General features: G+C 68.0%; 15 protein-coding genes and 1 tRNA gene. 10 read left to right on the top strand and 6 right to left on the bottom strand.

Features of this window, described 5'->3' with window-relative positions:
- The first annotated feature begins 51 nt into the window (after nt 1–51).
- Nucleotides 52–387: a hypothetical protein gene (locus tag DT343_RS17520; protein ID WP_156796407.1), complete on the top strand. Its 336-nt coding sequence runs from the start codon at nt 52–54 to the stop codon at nt 385–387.
- Between the two features lie 223 nt (nt 388–610).
- Here DT343_RS17520 and DT343_RS12730 read toward each other — a convergent pair whose 3' ends face one another.
- Nucleotides 611–1117, bottom strand: a complete 507-nt coding sequence (locus tag DT343_RS12730; protein WP_050771603.1) for a hypothetical protein — start codon at nt 1115–1117, stop codon at nt 611–613.
- Nucleotides 1118–1297: 180 nt separating this feature from the next.
- Between DT343_RS12730 and lspA the strand changes: the two genes are divergently transcribed.
- From lspA to DT343_RS12695, 7 genes are all read left to right on the top strand, one after another.
- Entirely contained in the window at nt 1298–1822 is a 525-nt protein-coding gene (lspA, locus tag DT343_RS12725) for a signal peptidase II (protein ID WP_008258720.1), read from the top strand.
- Nucleotides 1823–2012: 190 nt separating this feature from the next.
- The gene (locus DT343_RS12720) at nt 2013–2360 is read left to right on the top strand and encodes an MAPEG family protein (RefSeq protein ID WP_153923203.1); all 348 of its coding nucleotides are present in this window, start codon (nt 2013–2015) and stop codon (nt 2358–2360) included.
- 48 nt (nt 2361–2408) lie between these two features.
- A complete protein-coding gene (locus tag DT343_RS12715; protein WP_040349346.1) occupies nt 2409–2843 on the top strand; it encodes a MerR family transcriptional regulator in 435 nt (144 codons plus the stop codon).
- 112 nt (nt 2844–2955) lie between these two features.
- A complete protein-coding gene (locus tag DT343_RS12710; RefSeq protein ID WP_008261169.1) occupies nt 2956–4215 on the top strand; it encodes a cytochrome P450 in 1260 nt (419 codons plus the stop codon).
- Between the two features lie 63 nt (nt 4216–4278).
- Nucleotides 4279–5691, top strand: coding sequence for a dihydrolipoyl dehydrogenase (gene lpdA, locus DT343_RS12705; RefSeq protein ID WP_088582523.1), 1413 nt, complete (start codon nt 4279–4281; stop codon nt 5689–5691).
- A gap of 161 nt (nt 5692–5852) precedes the next feature.
- Complete coding sequence (locus tag DT343_RS12700) at nt 5853–7784, top strand: cytochrome c/FTR1 family iron permease (protein ID WP_112863178.1); 1932 nt, start codon at nt 5853–5855, stop codon at nt 7782–7784.
- A 224-nt stretch (nt 7785–8008) separates the two neighbouring features.
- Entirely contained in the window at nt 8009–9118 is a 1110-nt protein-coding gene (locus tag DT343_RS12695) for a Fic family protein (protein WP_035307547.1), read from the top strand.
- A gap of 116 nt (nt 9119–9234) precedes the next feature.
- Here the strand turns inward: DT343_RS12695 and arsH are convergent, their stop codons facing one another.
- From arsH to DT343_RS12680, 3 genes are all read right to left on the bottom strand, one after another.
- Nucleotides 9235–9990, bottom strand: coding sequence for an arsenical resistance protein ArsH (arsH, locus tag DT343_RS12690; protein ID WP_035307546.1), 756 nt, complete (start codon nt 9988–9990; stop codon nt 9235–9237).
- Nucleotides 9991–10461: 471 nt separating this feature from the next.
- Nucleotides 10462–10536 (bottom strand) — tRNA-Gly (locus DT343_RS12685).
- Between the two features lie 242 nt (nt 10537–10778).
- Nucleotides 10779–11561, bottom strand: coding sequence for an SDR family oxidoreductase (locus DT343_RS12680; RefSeq protein ID WP_112863177.1), 783 nt, complete (start codon nt 11559–11561; stop codon nt 10779–10781).
- Between the two features lie 55 nt (nt 11562–11616).
- Between DT343_RS12680 and DT343_RS12675 the strand changes: the two genes are divergently transcribed.
- Nucleotides 11617–12015 carry a YkvA family protein gene (locus DT343_RS12675; protein ID WP_045809996.1) on the top strand — a complete coding sequence of 133 codons (399 nt, stop codon included), beginning with the start codon at nt 11617–11619 and terminating at the stop codon, nt 12013–12015.
- 160 nt (nt 12016–12175) lie between these two features.
- On the opposite strand, the gene DT343_RS12670 is transcribed toward DT343_RS12675, so the two are convergent.
- A complete protein-coding gene (locus DT343_RS12670) occupies nt 12176–13177 on the bottom strand; it encodes an NADPH:quinone oxidoreductase family protein (protein WP_112863176.1) in 1002 nt (333 codons plus the stop codon).
- Nucleotides 13178–13276: 99 nt separating this feature from the next.
- Here DT343_RS12670 and DT343_RS12665 point away from each other — a divergent pair, with 99 nt between their 5' ends.
- On the top strand, nt 13277–14146 hold the full coding sequence (locus tag DT343_RS12665) for an isoaspartyl peptidase/L-asparaginase family protein (protein WP_112863175.1): 870 nt from the start codon (nt 13277–13279) through the stop codon (nt 14144–14146).
- On the opposite strand, the gene DT343_RS12660 is transcribed toward DT343_RS12665, so the two are convergent.
- Nucleotides 14143–15864, bottom strand: a complete 1722-nt coding sequence (locus DT343_RS12660) for an ATP-binding protein (RefSeq protein ID WP_112863174.1) — start codon at nt 15862–15864, stop codon at nt 14143–14145. The genes DT343_RS12665 and DT343_RS12660 overlap by 4 nt on opposite strands.
- Nucleotides 15865–15873: the final 9 nt, after the last annotated feature.

Raw genomic sequence — 15873 nt, 5'->3', positions numbered from 1 at the left:
AGAGATCGACGACGGAAAATCACTCGAGGGGAAGGCGTGAACAGGCCGCGCGTGGATCTGCATCGCGATGTGGTCGGCGACATCCGCACGGGCAGTTCCGTTGTGGTGGCAGTGGCCGTGGGTGCAGACTCCGTGCCCAGCGCCAAGGTCGACCTGGTCGCCATCGCCCGCATCTTCAACGACCATGGCGTGAGCCGATGCCGTCTCCGGGACGCAGGTCGCGGCGTCAGCGATCGGGGCGACGAAAAACACGGCGGAGACCAGGGTCACCGCCAGTATCAGTCTTGCCCATGTCGCAATTGGCCACGCCATCGCGTGGTGGATACTTTCATTCGGGCGATCAAGCAATCTGTTACAGTGTTCGGGGGCTGCGACTGTTTCGAGTGACCACCAATCCGCGGTGAGGGAGAGGGAAAGTCGACATGCAAGGCCGAGAGTGGCGCGTCGTCGGCCATCTCGACCTATTCAGCAAAGTCGAGCGATCTTTAAGCGAGCGCACGCTGATCGCGTCCGATTCTTTCGCTGCGTCTGCAGGTGGATCGAGATTGCAGAATGCGCAATCTTCACCTGAGTAGCGCTCCCGCTATCAGGTCGGGCCATCGTGAACCGGTCAGCCAGACCGCTCCGCCGGTCGCCGCGACGCCAGGCTCTGGGTAAGGTCGTTGCGCGCGCATAGCCAGAGCGAGCGGACGTTGGCGTCGCCTGCGCAGTGGCTTACCAGCAGTAAGCCGGCCAGGGCGTTGGCGAAGAAGCCCAGAGGGCCCAGTCCGGTGATGCCACGGGACGGCGCCCCGGAGGTGGCTCGCGAGATCGCGTAGCTGAGGAATAACAGCACCAACGCAACGAGGCTGGCGCCTTGGCCATTGGCCGCCCCGGACTGCACGGCGACCGAACGTCCGATCACGGCCAGGCTGATGCCGTAGGTGGCGCGTCGGCCAGGAAGTTGAGCACATTGGCGCCCAGGGGGCGCCGAGCCTTGCAGGGACACGCCGCTGGCTATGGCCATAAAGGCGGCGCAGTTGACGGCGATCACCGCGATCATGATGCGCCGGTAGGCGGGGTGGCGCTGTCGAACCTGGAGGCCACGCCGCAACTGCAGCCGGGCGAGGAAGTGCACAGGACGAGAGGGGGTTCAGTCATCGGATTACCCTTTCGCGAGAAGCATGCATCTCCCAATGGCTAGACGATCATGCCGAGAATGCATGGCTTCCATGAAAGAAACGCCTGTCAGATAAAACCAGCTTGATCCTCTAGTAACTAGAGGGCCCAAAATCAGTTGAAATCCATTGGAGGCTTCATGATCACCATGCACCCGACGCGACGCGTTCCCGGCCGCCTGCAGACGATCGCCTTCGCGCTCGCGGCGCTGATCGCCGTCGTGGATCAGGCCGCCAAGGCCGCGGCGCGCGCTCAGCTGGACGCTCCGATCAACCTCACGCCGTTTCTCGCGCTGCGTCTCGGGTTCAACCCCGGCGTCACCTTCGGCCTGTTCGCCGGCTCAGGCGCCGTCGGCCGCTGGGCGCTGAGCGCCGTGGCCTCCCTGATCATCGGCGCCCTGCTGGCGTGGATCTGGCGCACGCGCAGCGCCGTGACGGCGGCCGCCGCAGGCCTCATCGCCGGTGGAGCGATCGGGAACCTCGTCGACCGGCTACGCTTTGGCGCGGTCACCGATTTTATCGATCTTCATTGGGGGGCGGCGCACTGGCCGACCTTCAACCTCGCCGATGCGGCCATTGTCTGCGGCGTCGCGCTGCTCCTCCTCACCGTCCGGGGCTCGGACAGCCGCGCGGCGTCCTCGACCCTGGGACGGGCGGCGCGATGAGGCTTCCCGCCGAACAGAGGGCGATCGCCGTCCGCTCGGCGCCGGCGATTCTCATCACCGCCTCAGCGGCGGCCTCCGCCTGGCTGCGGCTTTCCCCGCCCCTTCTCGGCGCGGCGCGCGACATGGCGACGGCCGATAGGCTGGCCTATGCCCTGCAGGCGAATCTCCCGGTCTTCCTGTGGCTCGCGGGGTGTTTGAGGGTGGTGGCCAGCATCCGGTTCCGGTCCGACGCCGACCGGCCGGGTCCGCCGATGCGGCGCCCGGCGCCAGGCTCGCCCTACCCGCCGCCGTGCTACAGAACTCGCTTGAACAGACCGTTCTGGCGGTGAGCGCCCACCTGGTGCTCGCCACCGTGCTGCGCGGCGAGGAGATGATCCTGCTGCCGGTGTTGGTCCCTCTTTATCTGGTTGGTCGGGGTTTCTTCGCCCTGGGTTACGCGCAGGGCGCGGCGGCCCCGGCCTTCGGCATGGCGCTCACCGGCGCCTCCACGATTGCCGCCTTCGGCATCGCCGTCGTCCTGATGGGGCTGGGCCGATGATCCCTCCCCGCCCCAGATGCCTTTCACCCGCCGTTACGAGCTGACGCGATGCCCCTCCCCTCTCCCGCCTCGTCCGGGTTGCGCCCCATCGGCAAACTGGCCGCCGCCACGGGCGTCAAGGTTCCGACCATCCGCTTCTATGAAGAAATCGGCTTGCTTCCGCCGCCGCCGCGCACCGCCAGCGACCGGCGCATGTATGACGACGCGGCGGAGCGCCGCCTGTCATTCATCCGGCATGCCCGCCAGCTGGGCTTCGATCTGGATTCGATCCGCTCCTTGCTTGATCTGTCGGATCACCCCGATCGGCCCTGCGCCGAGGCCAGCACCCTGGCCGAACGTCATCTCGCCGATGTGAAACAGAAGATCGCCCGGCTCCGCGCCCTCCAGCGCGAACTGTCGCGGATGACGACGGAATGCGCCGGGGGCCGGGTCTCCGCCTGCAAGGTGATCGAGGCGTTGCACGATCCATCCGCGCCGCTTTGACCCTGTGGAAGATCCGGAAGGCGCAAAGACCCCGGAGCCATTAGCCCACCGCGACGTTTGGAGGCGATTGGCGGCTCCCGTCGCGGACCGCCCGTCCTTCTGGAGGATTTCGATGACGCATCGGCCGACCTCGCGACACGGCGACCAGACCCTGGCCCTGCTGACAGACCCTTATCGGCGCCTTTCCCACCTGTTCGAGCAGGCCGGCGCCGACGTCGTCGAGACCCGCCTGGCGCTGAAGGAGACGACCTGTCTGAGAGGCCGCGAGGCGGCGCGGATCTTCTATGACGAGACCCGCATCGTGCGGGCGGGCGCCATGCCGGCGCCGGTCCGCCGCACGCTGCTCGGCGAGGGCGGCGTCCAGGGGCTGGACGGCGAGGCCCACCGCGCCCGCAAGGGCGTGTTCATGTCCCTGATGTCGCCAGCCCGTGTCGCGCGACTGGGCGAACTGTTCGAAGCGGAGTGGCGGCGCGCGGCCGTCGAATGGGCCGGCGAGGACGACATCGTGCTGTATGACGCCTTGCAGCCGGTGCTAACGCGGGCCGTCTGCGCCTGGGCCGGCGTGCCGCTCGAGCCGCACGAAGAGGCGAAACGGGTCCGTCACCTGAGGGCGCTGTTCGACGCGGCGGGATCGCGGGGCCCCCGGCATCTGTGGTCGAGGCACGCGCGTCGCCGCGTCGACGCCTGGCTGGGCTCGATCATTGAAGACATTCGCGCCGGCCGTCTGTCGCCGGATCCGGACACGGCCGCCCACGCCTGGGCCTGGACCCGCGCCGCGGACGGCGAACCGTTGCCGATCCACACGGCGGCGGTCGAACTGGCCAATGTATTGCGGCCGACTGTCGCGACCTCGGTCTACATCGTGTTTGTGGCGCACGCGATGCAGGCTCACCCGGATGCGGCCCGTCTGGCCGACGCCGACGCCGGACGTCGCCGCGCCTTCGTCCAGGAAGTCCGACGCTTCTATCCGTTCTTCCCGGCAGTGATCGGGCGTGTGCGCGCGCCGTTTCGCTGGCGCGACCTGGTCTTCCCGGAGGGCCGTCAGGTGGTCCTCGACCTCTATGGCTCCAATCACGATCCCGCACACTGGACTGATCCCGAGGCGTTCCGGCCGGAGCGGTTCAGCGACGGCTCCGGAGATCCGTTCGGTCTCATCCCCCAGGGCGGTGGGGATGCGGCGACCGGTCACCGTTGCCCTGGCGAAGGGATCGTCGTGGAGCTGATGGAGCGCGCCGTCGGCCTGCTCGCCGACCTGAACTACCGGCTGCCGGATCAGGATCTGGAGATCGACTTCCGCCGCCTGCCGGCCCTCCCCGGAAGCGGGTTCCGAATGGAGACGCGCGACGCGGCCCTCAATGAGGGGGGCGCCTGATGCCGCTTCCTCGGGCTGGCCGGGGCCCTTCTCTCCCATCCACTCGCAGCAAAGGCTGACGCCATGAGCCGTTCGACGACCTCCTACGACCTGGTGATCATCGGCGGCGGGCCGGGCGGATACCCGTGTGCGATCCGGGCGAGCCAGCTCGGCCTGTCGGTGGCGGTCATCGACGACCGCGAACTGCTCGGGGGGACCTGCCTGAACATCGGGTGCATTCCGTCCAAGGCGCTGCTCCAGGCCACCGAGCGGCTGGAGATGGCGCGCAATCTCGAAGCGTTCGGCGTCATGGTAGACAATGTGCGGGCCGATCTTGACGGTGTCATGCGGCACAAGGGCAAGGTGGTGACCGAGCTTGGCGAAGGGGTCGCCTACCTCCTGCGCAAGCACAAGGTCGCCCGCTTCCAGGGCCGCGGGCGGCTGCTGGCGCGCGACCGGGTGGAGGTGCGCGCCGCGGACGGCGCTTTCGAGGTGCAGGCCAGCAAGGCGGTGGTCATCGCCAGCGGATCGGAAGCGGCGACCTTGCCCGACCTGCCCATCGACGAGCGGCGAATCGTCACCTCCGCCGGCGCCCTGAGCCTGACGGCGGCGCCGCGCCATCTGGCGGTGATCGGCGGCGGCTACGTCGGACTGGAGCTGGGGTCGGTCTGGCGTCGGCTCGGCAGCGAGGTCACGGTCATCGAGGTGCTCGACCGGATCGCCTCCGGCGTCGACTCGGAGATGTCGGCGGCGCTGCACAAGGTGCTCGAGGCCCAGGGCTTCCAGTTCTGCCTTGGGCATAAGGTGGTCGGATCGCGGATGGAGGGCGACGACGTCGTCCTCGACGTCGAGCCCATGGGCGATGGCGCGCGAGGAACCATCAAGGCCGATGTCGTGCTGGTCTCCATCGGCCGACGGCCCGCAACCGCCAGGCTCGATCTGGAAACGGTCGGCATTGCGCCCGACCGCAGGGGCTTTATTCCGGTGGACGAAGGGTTCCGGACCAGCGCCGACGGGGTCTACGCCATCGGCGACGTCATCGGCGGCGCCATGCTGGCCCACAAGGCGGAGGAGGAAGGGATCGCCCTGGCCGAACGCCTGGCGGGGGGCGCGGGCCATGTGGACTACGGAACGATTCCGGCGGTCGTCTATACCTGGCCGGAACTGGCCTCAGTCGGGCGCACCGAGGACGACCTCAAGGCGGCCGGCGTGGCCTATCGCGTCGGGCGCTTTCCGTTCTCGGCAAACGCCATGGCCAAGGCGCGGTTGGAGAAGAACGGGTTGGTCAAGGTGTTGGCGGACGCCAGGACGGACAAGATTCTCGGCGTGCACATCCTGGGGCCGGACGCCGGCAGTCTGATCCATGAAGCGGTCGCCGTCATGCAATTCGGCGCGGCGGCCGAGGACGTGGCGCGGACGAGCCATGCGCATCCGACGCTTCCGGAAGCCTTGCGCGAGGCATGCCTGGCTGTGGCCGACCGCACGATCCACCTGTAACGAGCGCCGCGCCGCGTAGCTGCCCGGGCTGGCCACGCAGCGCCGTGGCGTCTCGGCGGACGGGGAGCCGTCGCCGCCTGCGAGCCCGGCCGCGTCGCGAATAAAGCGCGACAGTGCCGTCGCCTGAATGCTATTGCGAGCCGCTCACAACTAGGTCTCCCATGCGCCCTCTGCTCCGCCTTTTCGCCCTGATGCTTGCGATGGGGCTGTCCGCACCCGCCCTGGCCCAGGCGCCGTCCGCCTCCGAGGCCCAGGTCGCCTGGCGACTGCTCGACTATGTGGCGGTCGACTATGCCGGCGCGGTTGCCAATGGTCAGGTGACCAATCCGGCCGAATACGGCGAGATGATCGAGTTCGGCGGCCAGATCCGGACCCGCCTGGACGCCCTGCCGCCGAACCCGGCCAAGGCCGGCCTGATCCGTGACGCGGAGGCCCTGCAGGCGGCCATCCTCGACAAGGCCGACCCGGGGGTCGTCGGGGCCCGGGCCAAGGCGCTGGCCGGCGCGGTGCTGGCGGCCTATCCGAGCCCGCTCGCGCCTTCGTTCCCGCCTGATCTGGCCCGCGGCGCGACCCTCTATGCCGAGCAATGCTCGGTCTGCCATGGCGTGACCGGACGCGCCGACGGACCGGGCGCCGAGGGGCTCGACCCGCCTGCGATCGCCTTCGCGGATGTGGAGCGCGCCCGTCAGCGCAGCGTGTTCGGCCTCTACCAGGTGATCGATCAGGGGCTCGAGGGCACGGCCATGGCCAGCTTCGCCCATCTGCCGGCCGAGGATCGCTGGGCCTTGGCCTTCTACGTGGGCCGGTTCGCCTTCACCGACGCCGAAGCCGCCGAAGGTCGACGCCTCTGGGAGAGCGACGCGGCGATCCGCGCCGCGTTCCCTGACCTGGCCGCCCTCACCCAGGCCACCCCGGCGGAGCTGGCGACAAGGATCGGCGAGACGAAGGCGCGGGCGGTCATCGCTCACCTGCGTCGCCATCCCGAGGCGACGGTTCGCGCCGAGGGATCGACCCTGACCCTGGCCCGGACGCGACTGGCCGAAAGCGAGGCCGCCTATCGCCGGGGCGACCGCAAGGCCGCGACCGACCTCGCCCTCTCGGCCTATCTCGACGGCGTCGAACCGGTGGAGCCGGCGCTCGGCGCTCGTGACGGCGCCTTGCTGCGGCGGGTCGAGACGGCCATGACCGACCTGCGCATCTCGATCAGCAGGCGCGCGCCGACCCAGGAGGTCGCGGACCGGGTCGCCCGCGCGAACGCCCTGCTGGACACGGCCGAACGCGCCCTCGCGCCCCAGGAGGCGGACAATCTCGCCAGCTTCCTCGGCGCTTTCACCATCCTGCTGCGCGAAGGGCTGGAAGCCATCCTCATCGTGGTGGCGATGATCGCCTTCCTGAGGAAGGCCGAACGGCCCGAGGTGCTGCGCTACGTCCACGGCGGCTGGGTGGCCGCGCTGGTCGCCGGCGGCGCCACCTGGGCGGCCGCGACCTTCTTCATCTCCATCAGCGGCGCCAGCCGGGAGCTCACCGAAGGATTCGGCTCGCTCCTGGCGGCCGTGGTGCTCGTCTCGGTCGGCATCTGGATGCATGGGAAGTCGCACGCCGACGCCTGGCAGACCTATATCCGCGACAAGCTCTCCAAGGCGCTGTCGAAGCGGTCCGCATGGTTCCTGTTCCTGCTGGCCTTCGTGGTGGTCTACCGCGAGGTGTTCGAGACCATCCTCTTCTATGCGGCGATCTGGAGCCAGGGCGGCCATCTCGGCATGCTGGCCGGCGCCCTGACGGCGGTGGCCATCCTGGCCGTGGTGGCCTGGGCCTTGCTGGCCTACAGCATGCGCCTCCCGATCGGCCGGTTCTTCTCGCTGAGCTCGATCCTCATGGCCATCCTGTCGGTCGTCCTCGTCGGCAAGGGCGTGGCTGCGCTGCAGGAGGCGGGCTGGCTCGATGTCCATCCGCTGGAGTGGATCCCCCGCATCGAGATCCTCGGTCTTTATCCGACGGTCGAGGGCGTCGCCGTTCAGCTTCTGACGATTGCTATCCTCGTGGTCGGCTTCTCCCGGCATGCGGCGCCGAAGGGCGCGCGCCCAGCCTCTTGAGCGGGCGTCTCCGCCTGAGGCCCAACTGCGGCCCGCGGGTTTCGGAGCTCCTTGGGCGCCGATAGCCGCGCAGTCCGCGGATACCCAGGGTGCGGGGGCCGCCTATAGTGTGCGAGGCCTCCCTTGGTGCGGAGATTAGGCGTCCTATTCTCCGCACTTCACGCGGAGAACAGCCTTGCTCCTGCGGCGCATAACGCCCATATTCCCCGCAAGGAGTGCGGGGAATGGCGCAATACATCCATGAGATCGAAGGCTGGCCGCGTCTGGAATGGCGCGCTGACGCGCTTGCCGATCGCCTCCCAGCCGTCCGTCATCGCCAAGGCCTTCTGCTTGGCCGGATGCACACGCTCGGCTTCGACCTCCGCGCTGAAGCCGTCCTCGAGACCCTTACCGAAGATGTCCTGAAATCCAGCGAAATCGAAGGCGAGCTGCTCGACAAGGATCAGGTGCGATCCTCCATCGCCCGCCGCCTCGGCATGGATATCGGGGCCCTCGCCCCCGCGGATCGCAACGTCGAAGGCGTCGTCGAAATGATGCTCGACGCGACCCAGAACTTTGCGTCTCCGCTCACCGAGGAACGGCTGTTCGGCTGGCACGCCGCCCTGTTTCCGACCGGACGCAGCGGCATGACGAAGATCGTCGTCGGCGCCTGGCGCAACGAGAGCTCCGGCCCGATGCAGGTCGTCTCGGGCCCCTTCGGACGAGAGCGCGTGCACTATGAAGCGCCGCCCGCCGCCCGTCTGCAGGACGAGATGCGCGCGTTCCTCGACTGGTTCACTGACGAGCCGCGGACGGATCCGGTCCTCAAGGCCGCGATCGCCCACCTGTGGTTCGTGACCATCCACCCGTTCGACGACGGGAACGGCCGGATCGCCCGGGCGATCGCCGACATGGCGCTCGCCCGTTCCGAGAAAAGCGCCCAGCGGTTCTACAGCATGTCCGCCCAGATCCGGCTGGAGCGCAAGGACTACTACGCGACCCTGGAGACGACCCAGAAAGGCGCGCTGGACGTGACCCTCTGGCTGGACTGGTTCCTCGGCTGCCTCGATCGCGCATTCGACGGCGCGGAAACCACCCTGACCCATGTGATGCGCAAGGCGCGCTTCTGGGAGGCGCTCGCAGGTCAGACGTTGAGCGAGCGCCAGAGCACGGTCATCAACCGGCTGCTCGACGGCTTCGAAGGCAAGCTCACCTCGACCAAATGGGCGGCGCTGACGAAGTCCTCGCCCGACACGGCCTTGCGCGACATCAAAGATCTGGTGGACCGGGGCATCCTCGTGAAGGATGACGGCGGGGGACGCAGCACAAGCTATTCTCTGGTCGATCGAGGATAAGCGCCTCCCCATGGCGCCGGCGAGGCTCTGCGCCGTGCGGCTCCACTGAAGACCCTGCCTCGACAGGGAGGATCGCAATTCGCCAGTTCTGGCGCGTTACCGCCAAAAACGCAGCCTCAGGCCTGGCGTGCGATAGCAATGGCCGAGAGGTCGGACGCGGCATCCACCAAAACTCCGGCCGCCTTGCGCTCCGAATAGCGGTCCACGAGCTGAACGGCGTGGGGCCGGACCAGGATGGTGAAGCGCACCAGTTCCTCCATCACATCGACAATCCGCTCATAGTAGGCCGAGGGTTTCATCCGGCCGGCCTCGTCGAATTCCTGGAAGGCCTTGGCCACGCTCGACTGGTTGGGGATGGTGACCATCCGCATCCAGCGGCCCAGAAGGCGCAGAGTGTTGACGGCGTTGAAGCTCTGGGACCCGCCCGACACCTGCATGACGGCGAGCGTCCGGCCCTGGGTCGGGCGCATGCCGCCCAGGCTCAACGGCAGGTGATCGATCTGCAGCTTCATCAGTCCGGAGACCTGGCCGTGCCGCTCCGGGCTGCACCAGACCATGCCCTCCGACCACAAGGCGTGTTCGCGCAACTCGCGCACCGCCGGGTGGTCGTCGTCGCCGGGCGCGCCCGGCAGGGGCAGGTCGGTGGGGTCGAAGATGCGGGTCTCGCATCCCATTTGCTGCAGCAGGCGGGCCGCTTCCTCGACGCAGAACCGCGAATACGACCGCTCGCGCAGCGATCCGTACAGGAGAAGGATACGCGGCGCCGGCTCGGTCGGGCCCAGTCCACGGGCGGGATCGGCGGACAGATAGGCCGCGTCCAGAGCCGGCAGATGATCCGGGTCCGGCAGCGAGCGCAGGCGGGTGAAGGTCATCACAGGTCCTTGGTCAGACAGGCGGCCGACGCCGGCCAGACGTCCGCGAAGTCCGACGTGCGGACGAGCGATAGACCGGGCCGGTCCTATTAAGGTCACTACAGGACGGTGAACAGCAATCGCTCGGGACCGCGCCGAGACCGCGACACCCTGACCGTCGCCAAACCCCGCGGGATCCTTCAGAGAGTCAAAGGCGGCGGTTGACGGATACGAGGCAAGAAGCTGCGGGCAACAACATTCCAAGGCACTATTTTCCCGTGACCTGCTCGCGGGTCGATCTCCGCAAAAATTAGTTCGGTGTTTTCAGCAGATTTCAGGGGCCTTCACCGCAATGCGCCATGCCAATGGACAGGCGAGCGCTCGCCAGCAAAAGATTTTTGGTAGCGGTGTGGTAGCGGCGTAAAAAATAGGGTGGGCGATCCCGTTGGGATCGCCCTGCCATAACCTATTGATTGCCTTGGCAATCTCGACTGGAGCGGGCGAAGAGATTCGAACTCTCGACCCCAACCTTGGCAAGGTTGTGCTCTACCACTGAGCTACGCCCGCACTCCGTAGGAGCTAGGTGCGCTCCCCGTCGAGGAGGGGGCGTATAGCGGAGGGTTGAGCGGTCCCGCAAGCTCTTTTTTGCGGCTATCGCGCATCGCGCTACTTGAGCCGATTTGCGTATCGCGGTTCACGCGACATGAGCCGCAAGCTTGCCGACAGAGCGACCCCGCTGCTCGCCGCCAGAGCGCCTTCGCGCTCAAGCAGCGAGCGACCGCGTCGCGAGCGTAGCGCCCTTCCGCGCCTCAGCGCGGCGCCAGTCTAATGCCGCCGTCCAGGCGGATGCATTCGCCGTTGATATAGACGTTGCGGGCCAGTTCCAGCACCAAGGACGCATAGTCGGCCGGCGTGCCCAGGCGGCTGGGGAAGGGGATGGCGGCGGCCAGGGCGTCCTGGATCTTCTGGTCCATGCCGGCCATCATCGGCGTCCACATGATGCCGGGCAGGATGGTGTTGCAGCGGATTCCTTCCTGGGCCAGATCGCGCGCCACCGGCAGAGTCATCGCATAGACCCCGCCCTTGGACGCCGAATAGGCCGCCTGGCCGATCTGGCCGTCCTGGGCCGCCACGGACGCCGTATTGACGATCAGGCCGCGCTCGCCGTCCGCCATCGGCTCCAGCGTCACCATGCCCGCCGCCGACTGCGACAGGACGCGGAAGGTGCCGAACAGATTGACCCGCACCGTGCGTTCGAACTGGGCCATGTCGTGGGCGCGGATTTCGCCGGTGTCCTTCTTGCGCGAGACGGTTTTCTGACCCGTAGCGATGCCGGCGCAGTTGACGGTCAGCCGCTCCTGGCCGTGGGCGGCGCGGGCCTTTTCGAAGGCGGCGGCGACGGATGCGTCATCGGTCACGTCCACCTGGCAGAAGACGCCGCCGATTTCCCTGGCGATTTCCTCGCCGCGTTCGGCGTTCAGGTCGAACAGGGCGACCCGCGCGCCCGTCGCGGCGATGGCGCGGGCCGTGCCTTCGCCCAGGCCCGATGCGCCCCCGGTGACCACGGCGGCGATGGTGTTGTCGAGTTTCATCCTGATCGTTCCTATATTGTCGTGAACCTGAGTTTCGTTTGAGGATTTAGCGGCCATGACCGCCAAAGCCAAACCTGCCGATCCATCGGATGTCCTGGACCCGAAAAAGGCGCTCGTGCCGTCGGTGGTGAAGATCAACGAGGCGCGCGTGACCAAGGGCTTCTGGCCCAAGATTCAGCGCACGGCCGCCCGCATCCCCTTTGCGGACCAGGCCCTTGCCGCCTGGTACGCCGCGCGCGATCCGCAGACGCCGATGGCGGCCAAGGGCATGATCTTCGCGGGCCTGGCCTATTTCGTCATGCCGGTGGACGCCATTCCCGACATCTTCGCGGGCATCGGCTATACCGACGACGCGGCCGTCATCACCGCCCTGCTGGCCCTAGTCGGCGCCAACATCAAACGCCGCCACCGCGACCAGGCCGAGGACGCGGTGCAGCGGCTGAAGGCGAAATAAAGATCCTCCACCGCGAAGCGTAGCGGAACGGGGGAGGGGGACCGCGAAGCGGTGGAGCAGGCGAAGGCGCGCGCTGCGCCAGCCGTTTTATACCTAGCCCGCTTCCGCCCCCTCCACCACGCTGCGCGCGGTCCCCCTCCCCCGCTGCGCGAGGGAGGATTCAGCTCTCGACCGTCACCACGATCTTGCCCAGGGCCTGACGGTCGCCGAGGGCCTTGATCGCCTCGCCGGCCTTTTCCAGGGGGAAAGTCTTTGACACGCGCGGCCTGATCTTGCCGTCCGCGTACATCTGCATCAGTTCAGCCATGTTGGCGGCGTGGGCCTTGGGATCGCGCATCACCGCCGCACCCCAGAAGACGCCGATCACCGACACCGACTTCAGCAGGGTCAGGTTCAGCGGCAGGGACGGAATGCCCGCCGGGAAGCCGACCACCAGATATCGCCCGTTCCAGTCCATGGCCCGCAGCGCCGGATCGGCGTAATCGCCGCCGACGGCATCATAAACGACGTCCGCGCCGTCGCGGCCGGTCGCGAGCTTGAACTCACCCGACAATGCCTTCTGCGCCGCCTTGTCCATCGGTCCCGACGGATAGATCAGGCCATTGTCGGCGCCCAGTTCAAGCGCGAACTCGACCTTGTCGTTGGTCGAGGCGGCGGCGACCACCTTGGCCCCCATAGCCTTGCCCAGTTCGACGGCGGCGGCGCCGACGCCCCCGGCGGCGCCCAGCACCAAGAGGGTTTCGCCCGCCTTCAGCTGCGCCCGGTCCTTCAGCGCATAGTAGCTGGTGCCATAGGTCATGATCAGGGCCGCCGCCTCCTCGAAGCTCATGGCGTCGGGGATGGGGATGACGGTCTCGGCCCGCACCGCCAGCCGCTCGACCAGTCCGCCCCAGCCCGGCACGGCGATGACCCGGTCGCCCTTGCGCACGCCCTTGACGCCCTCGGCCACCGCCTCGACCACGCCGGCGACTTCAGCGCCCGGCGAGAAGGGCCGCTCGGGCCGGAACTGGTATTTGTCCTCGATGATCAGGGTGTCGGGATAGTTGATCCCCACCGCCTTGACCTCGATGATCACCTCGCCCGTCTTGGGCGTCGGGTCGAGCACGTCCTCCACGACCAGGGTTTCGGGGCCACCAGGCGTCTTGGACAGAACAGCGCGCATCTTTCCTCCTTGGCCGACATGGCGCGGCCTTCATCGCGACGCTAAAGAGCGCCACGCCCGTTTGAAAGAGGCGATAAGGACAAGGCTCAGGAAGACGACATGACCGCCCTCATCCTCCACGGCGGCGCCGGCGCCCGGCGCGAACGCAACTACGACGCCGAGGTCGTGCACATGCGCGAGGTGGTCGAGGCCATGAAGGTCCGGCTGGACGCGGGCGACAGCGCCTTGGATGTCGCCACCGCCGCCGTCGTCATGCTGGAGGATTCGGGTCTCTACGTCGCGGGCAAGGGCGCCTCGCCCAATCTGGCCGGCGCCTATGAGCTGGACGCCAGCATCATGGACGGATCGACGAAACGCGCCGGCGCCGTCGCCGCACTCCAGGGCTTCCGCAATCCCGTCGTCGCCGCCCGCGCGGTGATGGAAAAGACGCCGCACATCATGCTGGCGGGCGAGGGCGCAGCCCTGTTCGCCCACGACCAGGGGCTGGAGCCCATCGCCGACGAGGCCGCCTGGTTCACCGGCGCGGGCAAGGGGGAGGACAACCATCCGCCCGGAACCCTCAGCCACGGCACCGTCGGCGCCTGCGTGCTGGACAGCCAGGGCCGTCTCGCCGCCGCCACCTCGACCGCCGGGGTGTTCGGCAAGATGCCGGGCCGCGTCGGCGATACCCCCATCCCCGCCGCCGGAACCTGGGCGGACGCCCACGCCGCGACCTCCTGCACCGGCCAGGGCGAATATTTCATCCGCGTCGCCGCCTCCGCCCAGGTCGCCTGGCGCGTCGCCGCCGGACAGGCTCTGGCCGAGGCAACCCAGGCCGTCATCGACGAGATCGGATCCATGGGCGGCGACGGCGGCATGATCGCCCTGGACGCCGCTGGAAACATCGCCGCCCCCTTCAACAGCCAGGGCATGAAGCACGCCTGGCTGACGCCCGCCGGCGAGATCGGCGTTCAGGTCTTCCGCGACTAGATCTTGGCGGACATCACGTCGGAAATGGTGGTCAGCAGCAGCTTCAGGTCGATGGGCTTGCTGACCACCGCATCCATGCCCGCCGCCAGATAGCTCTCGACCTGCTCCACCATCGCATTGGCCGTCAGGGCGATGATCGGCGTGCGGACCAGCCCCTGGTCGGCCTCGCCTTGCCGGATCGTCCGGGTCGCCGTCGGACCGTCCATGTTCGGCATCTGCACATCCATCAGGATCAGGTCCCAGTCGCGCGTTTGGGTCGCTTCGACCGCCTGAAGACCGTCATCGACGATCTCGACCTCGATGCCGACCTGGCCCAGAAGGCCGCGGATTACCTGCTGATTGACCGGGTGATCCTCGGCGACCAGCACGCGCAGCGCCCTCTCCGGCTCGGCGTCCGGCGCATCCTCGCCGGTCTTCACAGGTTGCGCCGGCGTCAGCGGCAGCGTGACGACGAAGATCGCCCCTTCGCCCGCCTCGCTCTCCACCTCGATCCGGCCGCCCATCAGCTCCACCAGGGTCGCCACGATCGACAGGCCCAACCCGGCCCCGTCACGCCGGTCGACGGCCGCCGCCTCGATCTGGGCGAAGCGCGTGAAGAGCTGCCTGATCTGGTCCGCTGGTATGCCCCGCCCGGTGTCCGACACCCTGAACACCACTCCGGCGTCCGTGCGCGCGACATCCAACGCCACCTGCCCCTGTGTCGTGAACTTAATGGCGTTGGACAGCAGGTTGAACAGGATTTGACGCAGCCGGACCGGATCGGCGCTGACCCATCGCAGGCCCGTCGACACGACGTGGAAGGCCAAGCCCTTGCTTTCGGCCAAGGGCCGCAGCGTCTCAGTGACCTCGTGCACCAGGGCGTCCGCATCGATGGGCTGCAGTACGATCTCCAGCCGCCCCTCCTCGATCCGCGACAGGTCCAAAATCTGGTTGATCAGTTCCAGCAGGGTGTGGGCCGACCGATCCAGAGTCTCCAGTCGCGCCTTCTGCCGACCCTCCAGCGCGTCGCCCGCCATAATCTGCGCCATGCCGATGACGCCGTTCAGGGGGGTGCGGATCTCGTGGCTCATATTGGCCAGGAAGCGGGATTTGGCGGCGTTGGCCTCGTCCGCCTCCTGACGCGCGCATCGGGCGGCGTCGCGGTCCAGCACGGCCGCCTCATGCGCCGCCTGCACGTCCATCAGCAACGCCTTGTTGCGCTGGTCCGCCGCGAACAGGTCGCACCACAGGGCGTGGGTCGCGCGCGAGATGATGAACAGGATCGTCGCCAGCATGACGAAGGCCGCCGCCACCGCCAGACCGTGCGGCCCGATTAGCGAGGGATAGATCACGACCAGCACGGTCGCGCAGATCGGCGTCGCCGCCAGCGCCAAGAGCCGAGGCGCCGCGCTGAACTGAACGAAGGCCACACCGATCGACCAGACCTGGATCAGCACCACCACCAGCATCACATCGGCGCGGGGGTTCATCAGCCAGGCGATCAGCGGCCCGGACACCCCCAGGGCGAACCGGATCGCCACGATGGCCATCAGCAGCGGGGGCCAGCCCGCGACGGGCGCCTCAGCCTTCTGGTATCGCCTGACCCGCCCTTGCGCCCAGGCGTCGAACGCCATGCCGACCAGGGCGAACCCCAGCCCCACCCACGGCTGCCCGAGGGCCGCCAGGATCAGCCCGGCGGCCGCCCAACTGCCGTAAAGTACGGCGGGCGGAGTAACCATATTTTGCAG

It is taken from the genome of Brevundimonas vesicularis (genome assembly GCF_900445985.1).
Classification (GTDB): domain Bacteria; phylum Pseudomonadota; class Alphaproteobacteria; order Caulobacterales; family Caulobacteraceae; genus Brevundimonas; species Brevundimonas vesicularis_D.
This window is presented reverse-complemented; position numbering and strand designations above follow the sequence as displayed.